Here is a 15,190-nt window from a genome sequence, read left to right as displayed (position 1 = left end):
TAGGGAGAAGTCGGTATGAACCAATTTTGGGAAAATGAGTTTGTTCAAACAGCTGCCTATTACAGTGTAGTCATTCTCTGTTTAGTTGTTTTTTTAGCGATTTTCGAGCTTGTCACAAAATATAAAAACTGGGAGGAAATCAAAAAAGGAAATATTGCGGTGGCGATGGCAACAGCGGGAAAGATTTTTGGAATTGCTAATATTTTTGCGCATTCAATTTCTAGGCATGATTCGTTGACGACGATGATTGGTTGGGGGATCTTTGGTTTTTTCCTTTTGTTAATCGGTTATTTTATTTTTGAATTTTTGACGCCAAAATTTAAAATTGATGAAGAAATTCTAAATGATAATCGGGCAGTCGGTTTAATTGCAATGGTTATTTCTATTGGTTTATCCTTTGTAATTGGTGCAGGTATTCCATAAGGAGAGGTTAGTATGGAAAAATTAGCAAAAGTCCTTTTAGTTCTTTGCGGTGGTTTCTTAATCATTGGTCTAATTTATATGTTGTTCTTTGTGTAATGGGTAAGCAGGTTTGGAGGTTGACGAAGTCAGCCTCTTTTTTGTTTTTTCATATTGGCTCTGTTAAACATGTTCTGTTGATTTCCGCGGTCTCACCTGTCCCGCTACTCCCGCAGGAGTCTCGCACCTTCCGCTCCAATCAACATCGTTGACAACAATGAGCTTTAACACAGCCTTAATATTAAACGTTTTCCCTATCCACCTCATTGCCACATAAACAAGGTTGCTTTATAATAAAAGTGAATATTCAAATTTTTTACTCAGGAGAGATGGAGGTAATTATAATGGTTGAGCAAAAACCTTGGCTAAAACACTATCCTGATGAAATTCCTGCTGCCCTCACTTACGATGAAAAACCACTCCACTTCTATTTAAAACAAGCCGCTACTGAATTTCCTAATAAGATTGCTATTCATTTTTTGGGCAAAGAAATGACTTATAAGAAGCTTTATCATGAAACCTTGAAATTAGCTAGTTATTTTCAAAAAATTGGTATTGAAAAAGGGGATCGAATAGCCATAATGCTCCCCAATACTCCCCAATCTGTTATTGGCTATTTTGCTGTTCTGATGGTTGGTGGGATTGTCGTTCAAACCAACCCACTTTACACAGAACGAGAATTAGAATACCAAATGAAGGATTCTGGAGCAAAAGTTATCATTTGCCTAGACATCCTGTTTCCTCGAGTTGCAAAAGTCATGCGAAAAACTGACCTAAAACACATTGTTGTAACCGCTATCAAAGACTACCTCCCTTTTCCAAAAAACCTCATCTATCCATTCTTGCAAAAGAAACAATACGGAATGGTTGTCAAAGTTAATCATGAAGGAAACCATCATTTATTTACGGAAATTTTAAAAGGACCAGTTGACACGTTAAATTTCCCTGAAATTGATTTTGAAGAAGATTTAGCACTGCTCCAATACACGGGTGGAACGACGGGCTTCCCTAAGGGGGTTATGTTGACTCACAAAAATTTGGCAGCCAATACGCTGATGTGTAGTGCATGGCTGTATAAGTGTAGACGTGGAGAAGAAACGGTACTAGGCATTTTACCATTCTTTCATGTGTATGGAATGACTACGGTGCTACTATTAACCATTATGGAAGCAAACAAAATGGTATTGTTACCAAAATTTGATGTTGATTTGGTGTTACACACCATTGAAAAACAGCGACCAACGCTATTTCCAGGTGCTCCTACCATCTATATTGGACTTTTAAACCATCCAAAAATAAAACAATTTGATCTATCCTCGATTGATTCCTGTTTAAGCGGGTCAGCGCCACTACCAGTCGAGATCCAACAGAAATTCGAAGAAGTAACAGGGGGAAAACTCGTAGAAGGATACGGTTTGACAGAAGCCTCACCCGTAACTCATGCGAATTTTCTTTGGGACCGTCCAAGAATTAAAGGAAGTATCGGCGTACCTTGGCCTGACACGGATGTCGCTATTTTATCACTCGAAACAGGGGAACCTCTTCCACCTGGTGAAATGGGGGAAATAGCAGTTAAAGGTCCTCAAGTGATGAAAGGCTACTGGAATCGTCCAGAAGATACAGAACAATCAATCCGTAATGGCTGGCTATTAACCGGTGATTTAGGCTATATGGATGCAGAGGGGTACTTCTTTGTTGTGGATCGTAAGAAGGATATGATTATTGCGGGAGGTTATAACATTTACCCTCGGGAAATTGAAGAAGTATTATATGAACATGAAGAAATAGTGGAAGTTGTTGCTGCCGGTATCCCTGACCTATATCGTGGTGAAACCGTTAAAGTGTATGTGGTTTTAAAAGAAGGGGCAACCGTTACAAAAGAAGAACTTGATAAATTTGTCCGAAAACACTTGGCTGCTTACAAGGTTCCTAGAATATATGAGTTTAGAACCGAGCTCCCAAAAACCGCGGTGGGAAAAATTCTCAGAAGGACATTAGTAGAAGAAGAGAGAAAAAGAGTAGAAGAAGAAAAGGAAAAACATGCTTAAGGCCGGATTAAGCCGTTCTCTTTTGAGGTACCCTCATAGTAAAAAGTGGATATAAAAACAACTTTAAAAGCAGTGCGTTTCAAATACGGCATCACATTCCTTTTAGCGTCCGGCTGGTTTAACAATAAGTGCTGTGGCAATTTATATATAAGGACATCTTGGAGCTCTGTCAAGAAAGTGGACACCTAAATAACGAAACTTAATTAATATAGTGTTGCAGTAGCCTCTTCTTCACTTTTCAAATGATAGATGATTCCGTGAAAGCATCAAGCCAAAACCGCTTGACCCTTTCACGGAATCATCTGGCTAGTCGCTAAGTGAAGAAAAGGCAGCTTACTGCTTTTGATTGGTGTTCTACCCTTTATTAAGCCTTCCCCTGCAGTATTGTTGTGAATACTGCACTGGTGATACATATCCAATTGAACTATGAATTCTTTTACGGTTATAGAAAAATTCAATGTAACGATAAATCTCGGTGTAAGCTTGATCTTTAGTTTGAAATTTTCTACCTCTTAATAATTCTTTTTTAACCAGACTAAAGAAGGATTCTGCACAAGCATTATCATAACAGTTTCCTGTACGACTCATGCTCGCCTCCATTTTATATTCCTCAAGTCTTTCCCGGTAATCCTTAGATGCATACTGAGACCCACGGTCTGAGTGGTGAAGCAAACCTTTTTCTGGATTTCTTAACTTATAAGCGTCTTCTAAAGCATCAAGAACTAATTGAGTTTCCAGATGTCCATAAAGGCGCCAACCTACTATTTCTCGAGTGTACAGGTCAAGTACAGTAGCTAAATATAAGCGTCCTTCCCGACAAGGAATATAAGTGATATCTACTACCCATACCTTGTTTGGTGCTGTTGTAGTGAATTCTTGATTTAATCTATTAGGTGCTACAGGGTATTCATGATTCGAATTTGTTGTACAAACTTTAAATTTCTTGGAAACACAAGATCGTAAACCTAGTTCCTTCATGTAAATACTAACTGTTCTTTCCGTGATATTATATCCTTCTTTTAGTAATAACTTAGTAATTTTCGGACTACCATATACACTGTCGGAATCATTATAATAGTGTACAATACGTTCTTTAATCCGTTCCCTTTGTACTCCTTGTTGACTCGGTTTATGATTTCTCCATTTGAAATAACCGCTCGTGGATACCTCTAACACTTTACACATCTTCACCACCGAGAACTCCGAGCGATGGTCTTCAATGAATTGAAACCTCATGTTCTTGGTCTGCTGAAGATGTGCACCGCCTTTTTTACAATGGCCAATTCTTCTTCTGTGACAGCTAACTTTTTGTCTTTTTCCTTTAATTCACGTTCTTTTTCTTTCAATTCTTGTTCTAGCTTTTTTATTCGTTCTTCAACCGCCAAAGGTTCATATTCAAATTGACGATATTTTGTCATCCAGTCATGTAGGCAGCTAAGCGGAACTTTTAACTCATCCGCAATATCTCTCATAGTCTTTTTTTGTTGTTGTTCTTGTGCAAACTTAACTGTTTCTTTTTTAAATTGTTCACTATAACTCTGACGTTGGTCACCCATGGAAACCCCTCCTGGTAAATATCATTATTGCCACAAATGATTTCCGTTAAAGGGGTGTCCACTTTTTATTCTAGTTCCATCTGTTCAGTTATTTTGAAAAAAAGTGTTGTTTTGATAGACTAACCGGACATTGAATTCCTTATTTGTTGTTAAGCGAGCGTTATTCATTTGTTTTTATGTAAATAAGATATCCCATGTCCGCTAAAATAGAAAAAAGGGGAATAAATTAAAATTAGGTCACTTATGTCCGCTAAATACCCTAACTTATTTAGGGAACTTCAAACGAAGGCCGGAAACCGGTCTTTTTTTTACCTTGACAGATAATTGAAGGAATATTATGATAAAATAAATGAATGATTATTCATTCATGCGACAAAAACCGCCATTATACTACCTCTTGAGAGGATGAAAAAAATGAAAAAGGACAGACCAAAATACCGTCAAATTATAGATGCTGCTGTTGTTGTAATCGCGCAAAACGGCTACCACCAAGCACAAGTAGCCAAAATTGCCAAACAAGCAGGGGTAGCTGACGGTACAATTTATCTATATTTTAAAAATAAAGAAGATATCCTGATCTCTCTGTTTGAGGAAAAAATGGGGAATTTTGTAGAAAATATTCAGTCGAAAATAGCAGGATTTAATACAGCGGCAGAGAAATTATTAGTAATGGTCGAAACCCATTTTGAAATGCTATCAAATGACCACCACCTTGCGATTGTTACACAATTAGAACTAAGACAATCAAGTATTGAGCTACGACTTAAGATCAATGATGTTCTGAAGGGCTATTTAAAGGTTGTTGATCAAATATTGCAAGAAGGAATAGAAAATGGCGAATTCCCGGAAAACCTTGATGTCCGGCTAACTCGTCAAATGATATTCGGCACAATAGATGAAATGATTACAACCTGGGTAATGAATGAAGAAAGATATGATTTAACCGCTTTAGCTCCTAAAGTTCACCAATTGTTGCTCAATGGATGTGGAAAACACTAGCATGATAAGTGGAAAAATAAAAGCATAAAGGAGGAAATAAATTGGATTATTTGAAGTGGTCCTCCCAGGATTTGGTAGGAACAATCACTCTAGGAAATGCCCCAGCAAATGCCCTTTCTTCTAAAGTATTAAAGGAATTATCAGGACTTTTGGATGAAATTGAGCATGATGATAACGTTAGGGTAGTTTTAATTCAAGGGGAAGGACGATTCTTTTCAGCTGGCGCAGATATTAAGGAGTTCACCACGATTGAGAATGGGGAACAATTTAGTAATTTAGCCCGTCTAGGTCAAAATTTATTTGAACGCATCGAGAATTTTCCAAAGCCCATTATAGCTGCAGTTCATGGTGCCGCACTCGGTGGAGGCTTAGAACTTGCTATGGCCTGTCATTTCCGACTAGTTAGTGAAAAGGCGAAATTTGGATTACCGGAATTATCGCTCGGTTTAATCCCTGGATTCGCAGGAAGTCAGCGTTTACCACGTTTAGTAGGTACAGCAAGAGCGGCAGAGATGTTGTTAACAAGTGTACCAATTAGTGGGGAAGAAGCTGTGAAAGTTGGATTAGCAAATCATGCTTATCCAGAAAGCGAACTTTTCAAAAACGCTTTAAACATGGCTAAACAAATCTCTAAGAAAAGTCCAGTTTCACTTAAAGCAATCTTAGAGTTGTTAAGTTTTACAAAAACTAATGAGTTTCATGCTGGAGTTGAGCGTGAGGCAGTCTTATTTGGAGCGCAATTCGAATCTGCTGATGGTCAAGAGGGCATTTCAGCATTTATTGAAAAAAGGGAACCAAATTTCGTTGGTAAATAACCAGCAAAATTTTTAACTTAAATTTTTTCAATCTTTTGAACAAAAATAATGTTCAGATATACAGGAGGGAAAACAATTGAAAATTTTTGTATTGATGAAAAGAACATTCGATACTGAAGAGAAGATTACCATTTCCGGTGGCAAGATTAATGAAGATGGTGCTGAATTTATCATTAATCCATACGATGAGTTCGCAATTGAGGAAGCAATTCAAGTGCGTGACGCAAATAGTGGGGAAGTGATCGTGGTTTCTGTCGGAAATGAAGAAAGTGAAAAACAATTGCGTACTGCTTTAGCAATGGGTGCAGATAAAGCAGTATTAATTAATACTGAGGATGATGTAGAAGCAGCTGATCAATATACTACTGCAAAAATAATCGCTGAATATTTAAAAGATAAAGAAGCTGATTTGGTTATTGCAGGAAATGTGGCGATTGATGGTGGATCTGGCCAAGTAGGTCCCCGTGTAGCAGAATTACTAGAGATTCCATATGTAACAACTATTACAAAGCTAACAATCGATGGTAGTAACGCTACAGTTGTCCGTGATGTTGAAGGAGATTCAGAAGTCATTGAAACAACATTGCCATTACTTGTAACAGCACAACAAGGGTTAAATGAACCACGTTATCCTTCATTACCAGGAATTATGAAAGCAAAGAAAAAGCCTCTTGAAGAGTTAGAGCTAGATGATTTAGATCTTGACGAGGATGATGTTGAAGCGAAAACAAAAACAATTGAAATCTATTTGCCGGCTCAAAAAGAGGCAGGTAAAATCCTTTCTGGTGATTTGCAAGATCAAGTGAAAGAGCTTGTTCACTTGCTACATACAGAAGCGAAGGTAGTTTGATTGATTGAGCGCTCGTTCATAATTGGAAAATAAACCAAGCAGGAGGTAGAAATAATGTCAAGAAAAGTACTTGTATTAGGGGAAGCGCGCGAAGGCACATTACGTAATGTTTCCTTTGAAGCCATTGCAGCTGCAAAAACAGTATCAGAAGGCGGAGAAGTTGTAGGTGTTTTAATTGGAGATGCAGTAAGTGGTTTAGGAGAAGAACTTATTCAAAATGGTGCTGATAGAGTTGTAGTGGTTGAAGATGTTCAATTAAAACAATATACATCAGACGGTTTTACTCAAGCATTGATGGCAATTGTTGATGCAGAATCTCCTGAAGGAATTATATTTGGACATACTGCATTAGGAAAAGACCTTGCTCCAAGAATAGCTGGTAAGCTGTCTTTAGGATTAATTTCCGATGTAACTGGTGTGGAGGAAGCTGGTGGAAACATCGTATTCACTCGACCAATTTATTCAGGAAAAGCATTTGAAAAGAAAGTGGTTGTTGATGGAATTATTTTTGCCACAGTTCGTCCAAATAATATTGCTCCTTTAGAAAAGGACGAGTCTAGAACAGGTGAAGTAGCTTCAATCTCAGTTGAAATAAAAAATTTAAGAGCCATCATTAAAGAGGTTGTCCGAAAAGCAAGTGAAGGCGTAGACCTTTCTGAAGCAAAAGTAGTCATTGCTGGAGGACGTGGGGTAAAAAGTGAAGATGGTTTTGAACCTTTAAAAGAATTAGCTAATGTTCTTGGGGGAGCAGTTGGTGCATCTCGCGGAGCTTGTGATGCAGAGTACTGTGATTATTCCTTACAAATTGGACAAACAGGTAAAGTTGTAACACCTGATTTGTACATCGCATGTGGTATTTCAGGTGCGATTCAACACTTAGCTGGAATGTCAAACTCTAAAATAATTGTAGCTATAAATAAAGATTCAGAAGCAAACATTTTCAAAGTGGCCGATTATGGGATTGTCGGAGATCTTTTTGATGTTGTGCCACTATTGACCGAAGAATTTAAAAAATTAAAAGTTCTTTCTTAATAATTGAAGCGAGCAGGTTAATTCCTGCTCGCTTTTTGGTACATAATAGATAGCTTTAAAGGGCATATTATGGTCGCAAACAAATTATTAGCAAGTAAAGTTAAAATGGTGATATACTGTCGTTAAGATTTAGTCTACCTATAGGAGGATTTTGAATGGCAATTTCACATGTAACAGATCAAACATTTTCAGCAGAAACTAACTCTGGCGTTGTGCTGGTTGATTTTTGGGCACCTTGGTGCGGGCCTTGTAAAATGATTGCACCTGTATTAGAAGAGCTTGATAGCGAATTAGGCGGTAAAGTGAAAATCGTTAAAGTAGACGTTGATGAAAATCAAGAAACTGCCGGTAAATTTGGCATTATGAGTATCCCTACTTTACTTGTTTTAAAAGACGGTGAAGTGGTAGATAAAGTAGTTGGATTTTCACCAAAAGAAGCACTTGCAGGAGTTCTTGAAAAACACGTTTAAATCTATTTCGTTTTTTTGACACGATATAGTCTTAGGAGGCTGATCCGAGGTCGTTTTACACGACCGAAGATTAGCTTTTTTATTTTAGGCTGTTTTCTAAAAGATTGTTGTTTTGAATGATTACCGGTGAAAATCATCATTCAAATTTAGAAAATCTCTTTTTGTATCCAAAATGGTTTTCCTCTTTAGCTAAAATGAAGTAACATAATATAATAACTTTGGAAAAAACATCAGGGGCTGAAAAAGAATGAATGAAACAATAAAAAATAAGCTCACTATTTTGCCTGACCATCCTGGCTGCTATTTGATGAAAGATAGACAAGGAACCATCATCTATGTTGGAAAAGCAAAAGTACTTAAAAACAGAGTCCGCTCATATTTTACCGGCTCGCATGATGGTAAAACACTTCGACTGGTAAATGAAATCGTGGATTTTGAATATATCGTTACCTCTTCCAACATTGAGGCGCTTCTTTTAGAAATTAACTTAATAAAAAAATATGATCCTAAATACAATGTCATGCTTAAGGATGATAAAACCTATCCCTTTATTAAGCTGACAGCAGAACGCCACCCTCGCTTAATTACCACTCGAAAAGTAAAAAAAGACAAAGGTAAATATTTTGGTCCGTACCCAAATGTCCAAGCTGCAAACGAAACGAAAAAATTACTTGATCGAATCTATCCATTAAGGAAATGTTCGACTCTACCAGATCGGGTTTGTTTATATTATCATATGGGTCAATGCTTAGCACCTTGTGTCAAAGAGGTAAGTGAAGCAGAATACAAATCCTTAACAGACGAAATTACTCGCTTTCTAAACGGCGGATATAACGATATCAAAAAAGATTTGACTGAAAAAATGACCGAAGCAGCTGAGCAACTTGATTTTGAACGTGCCAAAGATTTTCGTGACAAAATCATTCATATAGATACCATTATGGAAAAACAAAAAATGACGATGACTGATTTTACAGACCGTGATGTATTTGGATATTCTGTTGATAAGGGTTGGATGTGTGTTCAAGTCTTTTTTATCCGGCAAGGAAAGCTGATTGAGCGGGATGTCTCGTTGTTTCCAATTTATGATGAGGCAGAAGAAGAGATGTTAACCTTCCTAGGTCAATTTTATGCAAAATCGGATCATTTCAAGCCAAATGAGATTTTAGTTCCAGAAACAATTGATACAAGTATGCTCGAACAACTTCTTGATGTAAAAGTGCTAATCCCAAAGCGTGGTCAGAAAAAAGATTTAGTGAAACTTGCCGAAAAAAATGCGACCATCGCCTTGAAGGAGAAATTTTCCTTAATAGAACGAGATGAAAAAAGAACCATCAATGCAGTAGAAAACCTCGGTGATAGCTTAGGGATTTATACTCCCCATCGAATCGAGGCTTTTGATAATTCCAACATTCAGGGAACCGATCCAGTTTCGGCATTAGTGGTATTTATTGATGGTAAGCCAAATAAAAACGAATATCGCAAATATAAAATCAAAACAGTAATAGGTCCCGATGATTACGAATCGATGCGAGAGGTTACAAGAAGAAGATATACGAGAGTCCTAAAAGAAAATCTACCTCTTCCAGATTTATTAATTATTGATGGAGGAAAAGGACATGTTGAAGCGGTAAGAGATGTCCTTGAAAATGAACTGGGGTTAGATATACCGATTACTGGACTTGTAAAGGATGATAAACACAGAACGTCCCAACTTTTATATGGAAATCCCTTGCAAATTGTCCCGCTTGCCCGAAATAGTCAAGAATTCTATTTGCTTCAGAGGATTCAAGACGAGGTCCATCGATTTGCGATTACTTTTCATCGTCAGTTACGAGGAAAAAGTGCCTTCCAATCGCATCTTGATGAAATTGCTGGTATTGGTGAGAAACGAAAGAAGCTTTTGCTTAAAACCTTTGGATCTTTAAAGAAGATGAAGGAAGCAAGCATTGAGGAAATGGTCTCGATTGGAATTCCTGCAAATATAGCCAAAGAGCTGTTGGAGAAAATAAATAGTTAGGATTGCTAAATAATATTTTTATATGCTATAATGTTAAAAACTTAAGAGTCGACACTTTAGATCGTTAAAGTGAAGGTAGAGGTGCGAACTTAATCAGTAAAAGCTTGGAGAAGGATGAGCTTCAAGGAAAAGCTTTGAAAGGAAAGTTCGCCGAAGTGAAGATAGTACTCATTGCTTTCTTTGCTGGTCCTGCATTGAATAAATGTTGGATTGTCAAGACGTCTTGTCTTGGAGAGCTATCTCACTGTGGTTACGTACATGATATTGAACGTTTTCACAGCAATGGGATATGATTTCTCATTGCTTTTTCTTATGCCCTGAAAAGGAAAGAAAAAGCAGATATAAAATTCAGATTTCTGCAGAGAGTAGGGGGAATAGTGGTGCTAATTGTTCAAAAATTTGGCGGTACTTCTGTAGGTAGCGTTGAACGTATTTTAAATGTAGCAGAACGAGTGATAGAAGAAAAAAATAGAGGGAATAGTGTTGTTGTCGTTGTATCAGCAATGGGAAAAACAACTGATCAGCTTGTGAGCTTGGCAAAGGGAATTACAGACAATCCGAACAAACGAGAAATGGATATGCTATTAACAACAGGTGAACAGATGACCATTGCTTTATTGGCAATGGCACTGAATGAAAAAGGACATGATGCGGTTTCCTATACAGGTTGGCAAGCCGGAATTATTACCGAAAGCGTCCATGGAAGTGCAAGAATTATGGACATTGAAACGGGAAGATTAAACAATGATTTGGAAGCGGGGAAAATTGTTATTGTCGCTGGATTTCAAGGGGTTTCGATAGATGGAGAAATCACCACTTTGGGTCGAGGTGGCTCAGACACAACAGCTGTTGCCTTGGCTGCTGCCTTAAAAGCCGATAAGTGTGATATATATACTGACGTAACTGGAGTTTTTACGACTGATCCACGTTTTATTCAGGAAGCGCGCAAATTGGGCTCTGTGTCATATGATGAGATGCTTGAATTAGCTAATTTAGGTGCAGGAGTCTTGCATCCAAGAGCGGTAGAGTATGCAAAAAATTATCAGGTTCCTCTTGAGGTCCGGTCTAGTTTGGAAAGGGAATCAGGCACAATAATCGAGGAGGAAGTATCAGTGGAGCAAAATTTAGTAGTGCGCGGAGTGGCATTTGAAGAAGAAATTACCAGAGTATCGGTAGTTGGGTTACCGAACTCATTAACGGGCCTTTCCACTGTATTTACAACTTTGGCATCCAATCGGATTAACGTAGATATTATTATCCAAAGTACTACAGAAAAACATACCACCAATTTATCTTTCTCAATCAAAAGTTCAGATTTGGAGGAAACCCTAGCGGTTCTTGAATCTGTAAAAGAAACTCTTGGCTATGAGAGAATTGAAGCTGAACAAGATTTGGCAAAGGTATCAATTGTAGGATCTGGTATGATTTCTAATCCAGGAGTTGCGGCGGAAATGTTTGAAGTGTTAGCAGCAAACGAGGTTGAGGTAAAAATGGTTAGTACTTCTGAGATTAAAGTTTCAGCAGTAGTTAAACAAAAACTAATGCTACCTGCAGTGGAAGCACTTCATCAAGCTTTTAATTTAGCGAGTGCATCAGTAAAATTATAAAAACATATATAAAGGCTGACTCGGATGAGTCAGCCTTTATATGTAAAAGTGGATAATTAACTGTCTATTTTATCTTGTAAATCCCATTTTACAGTAAACTGAACTTTGGCACCCTTTTTTCGTGGGTGCTCAAACGCCTCTGCCAATGCACCTTTTTGAAATTCTAACTGCTGCGCTAAAAAACCAGCCTCGAGATGGTAGGTAAAATCAGGATTTGTTTTTAGACGTAATGTGATGATGTCACTCTCAAGCTCAAATAGAATTTCTTGCTTGGATTCACTTTTAATCGTTAAAGTACCCCAGCCTGCTTTATTGAAAAAAATAATCGTTTCATCAATCGTATTAAGTTGGTATTTTCGCGCTAACCGCTTTCCAGCCCAATATAAAAGGTCAGGAGTATCTTTTCCGAGCAGATCCTTTAAGAGCTCTTCTCTTATTAAATCATAACCAAAAAAAGGGACTGAAAGAGATTCTTTTTCGGTTATTCTTTCTTGTATCGTAAGTTCACTCAATGTTCTCCCCACTTTCTCTAATTCTATTATATACATTTTTAGTTAAAAATCAGCACACAATTGTCGATTTAACCTGTAAAAGCATAAGGTAATAAAGGAATAATTTATCAAAAAGACAGCAAAAATGAAAAAAATGATAAATTTTTAGGTTTTGAATATAATAAAATAACTAATTATTCTAAAAATGTCTATTTTTCAACAATTTTTGTATCCGTTTTCTTGACGCTTGTAAAAGACAGATGTAAAATGTAAATGTTACACAATTGTTAGAAATAACAGAATCAATTTTAGAATCAGTACTATTCAACAATTTTGAAAATGATGAAGAAACTCGTAACGCCATCATTAAATTATTAGGGGGGGTAAGCTCATGGCAGAGAATCGAGAATTTTTTTATCGAAGATTGCACTCATTATTAGGGGTCATTCCGGTAGGACTTTTCCTTACGCAACATTTAGTTGTCAATCATTTTGCAACCAAAGGAGCAGAAGCATTTAACGACGCTTCACATTTTATGGAGAATCTTCCATTCAAGTGGTTCCTAGAAACCTTTATTATTTTCTTGCCATTATTGTTTCACGCAATCTACGGGCTTTATATTGCGTTTACAGCAAAAAACAATGTGAGTAGATTTGGGTTTTTCCGTAACTGGATGTTTGCCCTTCAACGGGTATCAGGGGTAATCACTCTTATTTTCTTAGCATGGCATGTTTGGGAAACTCGGATTGCGGCAGCAATGGGTGCAAAAGTGGATTTTGATATGATGGCTGATATTCTATCAAATCCTATCATGTTAGCATTTTACATTGTTGGTGTCGTTTCTGCTATTTTCCACTTTGCGAATGGTCTTTGGGCATTCTGTGTTAGCTGGGGAATCACTGTATCACCACGTTCTCAACGAATCTCTACATATGTAACGGTTGGAATTTTCGTTGCTTTATCCATTGTTGGAATACGTGCATTACTGGCTTTCGTTTAATAGTTTTGACGTTTACTAATTTAGTAGACCAATATGGTAGAAGACGTACTAGACGTACTAGCATTTAAGGGAGTGAGCCACGATGAGTAAAGGAAAAGTAATTATTGTCGGCGGTGGTTTAGCCGGCTTAATGGCTACAATAAAAGTTGCAGAATCTGGAACACCGGTAGAACTATTCTCCTTAGTACCCGTGAAACGTTCTCACTCTGTTTGTGCCCAAGGAGGCATTAACGGAGCCGTTAATACAAAAGGAGAAGGCGACTCACCATATGTACATTTTGATGATACCGTATACGGTGGAGATTTCTTAGCGAACCAACCACCGGTAAAAGCGATGTGCGATGCAGCACCAGGAATCATCCATTTGTTTGATCGGATGGGAGTAATGTTTAACCGTACGCCTGAAGGATTACTAGATTTCCGCCGTTTTGGTGGAACACAGCATCACCGTACAGCGTTCGCTGGAGCAACAACAGGGCAACAGTTATTATATGCACTTGATGAGCAAGTTAGAAGCTATGAAGTAGCAGGACTCGTTACCAAGCGTGAAGGCTGGGAGTTCCTTGGTACTGTAATCGATGATGATGGTGTTTGCCGTGGAGTCGTTGTTCAAAATTTACAATCAATGGAAATTAAATCATTTGCAGCTGATGCTGTGATTCTTGCAACAGGTGGACCGGGGATTATCTTCGGTAAATCTACTAACTCTGTTATTAATACAGGGTCTGCTGCTTCAATCGTGTATCAACAAGGGGTTACTTATTCAAATGGAGAATTTATTCAAATTCATCCAACTGCAATTCCTGGTGATGACAAGCTTCGTCTTATGAGTGAGTCTGCACGGGGAGAAGGCGGTCGTGTTTGGACTTACAAAGATGGTAAACCTTGGTATTTCTTAGAAGAAAAATACCCAGCATACGGAAACCTTGTTCCACGGGATATTGCTACTCGTGAAATTTTCGATGTCTGCGTAAATCAAAAGCTAGGTGTCAATGGTGAGAACATGGTGTATTTGGATCTTTCACATAAAGATCCACATGAACTTGATGTTAAGCTTGGTGGTATCATAGAAATTTATGAAAAATTCACTGGTGAAGATCCACATAAATTGCCTATGAAAATCTATCCAGCCGTTCATTATTCAATGGGTGGATTATGGGTTGATTACAACCAAATGACCAATATTCCTGGTTTATTTGCTGCAGGTGAATGTGATTACTCTCAACACGGTGGTAACCGTTTAGGAGCTAACTCGTTATTATCAGCCATTTATGGTGGTATGGTAGCTGGTCCTAATGCATTGAAATATATCAACGGTTTGGAAAAGAGTGCGGATTCTCTACCTTCTTCTTTATTTGATCGTTATGTGAAACAAGAAGAAGAAAAGTGGAACAACGTCATGTCACTAAATGGAACTGAAAATGCTTATGTTCTTCATAAAGAGCTTGGGGAATGGATGACTGAGAATGTTACGGTTGTTCGTTATAATGATAGATTGCAAAAAACAGATGATAAAATCCAAGAGCTTATGGAACGCGCTAAAAACATTAATATTAATGATACAGCTAAATGGAGCAACCAAGGTGCGGCATTTACGCGTCAATTGGATAATATGCTTCAACTTGCTCGTGTTATTACACTTGGTGCTTTAAATCGTAATGAAAGCCGCGGAGCTCATTACAAACCTGATTTTCCAAATCGTGATGATGAGAACTTCTTAAAAACGACTATGGCGGATTTTGTTGATGCAAATTCTGCTCCGAAAATTAGCTATCAAGAGGTTGATGTTTCTTTGATCAAACCTCGTAAACGAGACTATTCTAAGAAGAAAGGGGAGAATTAA

14 protein-coding genes and 1 riboswitch are annotated in these 15,190 nt (G+C 37.7%); of the genes, 11 read left to right on the top strand and 3 right to left on the bottom strand.

Annotated features, from left to right (window positions below; translation table 11 throughout):
• Positions 1-15 precede the first annotated feature (15 nt).
• Positions 16-423, top strand: a complete 408-nt coding sequence (locus tag B1NLA3E_RS17635; RefSeq protein ID WP_015595193.1) for a DUF350 domain-containing protein — start codon at positions 16-18, stop codon at positions 421-423.
• Between the two features lie 380 nt (positions 424-803).
• On the top strand, positions 804-2,507 hold the full coding sequence (locus B1NLA3E_RS17630) for a long-chain-fatty-acid--CoA ligase (RefSeq protein WP_015595192.1): 1,704 nt from the start codon (positions 804-806) through the stop codon (positions 2,505-2,507).
• A 354-nt stretch (positions 2,508-2,861) separates the two neighbouring features.
• Here the strand turns inward: B1NLA3E_RS17630 and B1NLA3E_RS17625 are convergent, their stop codons facing one another.
• Positions 2,862-3,743 (bottom strand): IS3 family transposase, encoded by an 882-nt coding sequence (locus B1NLA3E_RS17625; RefSeq protein WP_015592685.1) that lies wholly within the window; start codon positions 3,741-3,743, stop codon positions 2,862-2,864.
• Positions 3,740-4,063, bottom strand: a complete 324-nt coding sequence (locus B1NLA3E_RS17620) for a transposase (RefSeq protein WP_015592686.1) — start codon at positions 4,061-4,063, stop codon at positions 3,740-3,742. The genes B1NLA3E_RS17625 and B1NLA3E_RS17620 overlap by 4 nt, the downstream gene beginning before the upstream one ends.
• A 414-nt stretch (positions 4,064-4,477) precedes the next feature.
• Between B1NLA3E_RS17620 and B1NLA3E_RS17615 the strand changes: the two genes are divergently transcribed.
• The 7 genes from B1NLA3E_RS17615 (at position 4,478) to B1NLA3E_RS17580 (ending at position 11,856) form a co-directional block, all read left to right on the top strand.
• On the top strand, positions 4,478-5,062 hold the full coding sequence (locus B1NLA3E_RS17615; RefSeq protein WP_015595191.1) for a TetR/AcrR family transcriptional regulator: 585 nt from the start codon (positions 4,478-4,480) through the stop codon (positions 5,060-5,062).
• A gap of 41 nt (positions 5,063-5,103) precedes the next feature.
• Positions 5,104-5,877, top strand: coding sequence for an enoyl-CoA hydratase (locus B1NLA3E_RS17610; RefSeq protein ID WP_015595190.1), 774 nt, complete (start codon positions 5,104-5,106; stop codon positions 5,875-5,877).
• Between the two features lie 76 nt (positions 5,878-5,953).
• The gene (locus B1NLA3E_RS17605) at positions 5,954-6,727 is read left to right on the top strand and encodes an electron transfer flavoprotein subunit beta/FixA family protein (RefSeq protein WP_015595189.1); all 774 of its coding nucleotides are present in this window, start codon (positions 5,954-5,956) and stop codon (positions 6,725-6,727) included.
• 54 nt (positions 6,728-6,781) lie between these two features.
• Positions 6,782-7,759, top strand: coding sequence for an electron transfer flavoprotein subunit alpha/FixB family protein (locus tag B1NLA3E_RS17600; protein ID WP_015595188.1), 978 nt, complete (start codon positions 6,782-6,784; stop codon positions 7,757-7,759).
• A 155-nt stretch (positions 7,760-7,914) separates the two neighbouring features.
• The gene (gene trxA / locus B1NLA3E_RS17595; RefSeq protein WP_015595187.1) at positions 7,915-8,229 is read left to right on the top strand and encodes a thioredoxin; all 315 of its coding nucleotides are present in this window, start codon (positions 7,915-7,917) and stop codon (positions 8,227-8,229) included.
• Between the two features lie 247 nt (positions 8,230-8,476).
• Positions 8,477-10,249, top strand: coding sequence for an excinuclease ABC subunit UvrC (gene uvrC / locus B1NLA3E_RS17590; RefSeq protein ID WP_015595186.1), 1,773 nt, complete (start codon positions 8,477-8,479; stop codon positions 10,247-10,249).
• A gap of 68 nt (positions 10,250-10,317) precedes the next feature.
• A riboswitch (Lysine riboswitch) is annotated at positions 10,318-10,496 on the top strand.
• A 130-nt stretch (positions 10,497-10,626) separates the two neighbouring features.
• A complete protein-coding gene (locus B1NLA3E_RS17580; RefSeq protein ID WP_041580649.1) occupies positions 10,627-11,856 on the top strand; it encodes an aspartate kinase in 1,230 nt (409 codons plus the stop codon).
• A gap of 56 nt (positions 11,857-11,912) precedes the next feature.
• Here the strand turns inward: B1NLA3E_RS17580 and B1NLA3E_RS17575 are convergent, their stop codons facing one another.
• Complete coding sequence (locus tag B1NLA3E_RS17575) at positions 11,913-12,368, bottom strand: YslB family protein (protein ID WP_015595183.1); 456 nt, start codon at positions 12,366-12,368, stop codon at positions 11,913-11,915.
• 370 nt (positions 12,369-12,738) lie between these two features.
• Here B1NLA3E_RS17575 and B1NLA3E_RS17570 point away from each other — a divergent pair, with 370 nt between their 5' ends.
• Both B1NLA3E_RS17570 and sdhA read left to right on the top strand, forming a co-directional pair.
• Complete coding sequence (locus B1NLA3E_RS17570; RefSeq protein WP_015595182.1) at positions 12,739-13,347, top strand: succinate dehydrogenase cytochrome b558 subunit; 609 nt, start codon at positions 12,739-12,741, stop codon at positions 13,345-13,347.
• A gap of 82 nt (positions 13,348-13,429) precedes the next feature.
• Positions 13,430-15,190, top strand: a complete 1,761-nt coding sequence (gene sdhA, locus B1NLA3E_RS17565; RefSeq protein ID WP_015595181.1) for a succinate dehydrogenase flavoprotein subunit — start codon at positions 13,430-13,432, stop codon at positions 15,188-15,190.

The organism is Bacillus sp. 1NLA3E (assembly GCF_000242895.2).
In the GTDB taxonomy this organism is placed as follows: Bacteria; Bacillota; Bacilli; order Bacillales; family Cytobacillaceae; genus Bacillus_BU.
The sequence above is the reverse complement of the archived record's forward strand: the minus strand, read 5'-3'. Positions and strand labels throughout refer to the sequence as shown.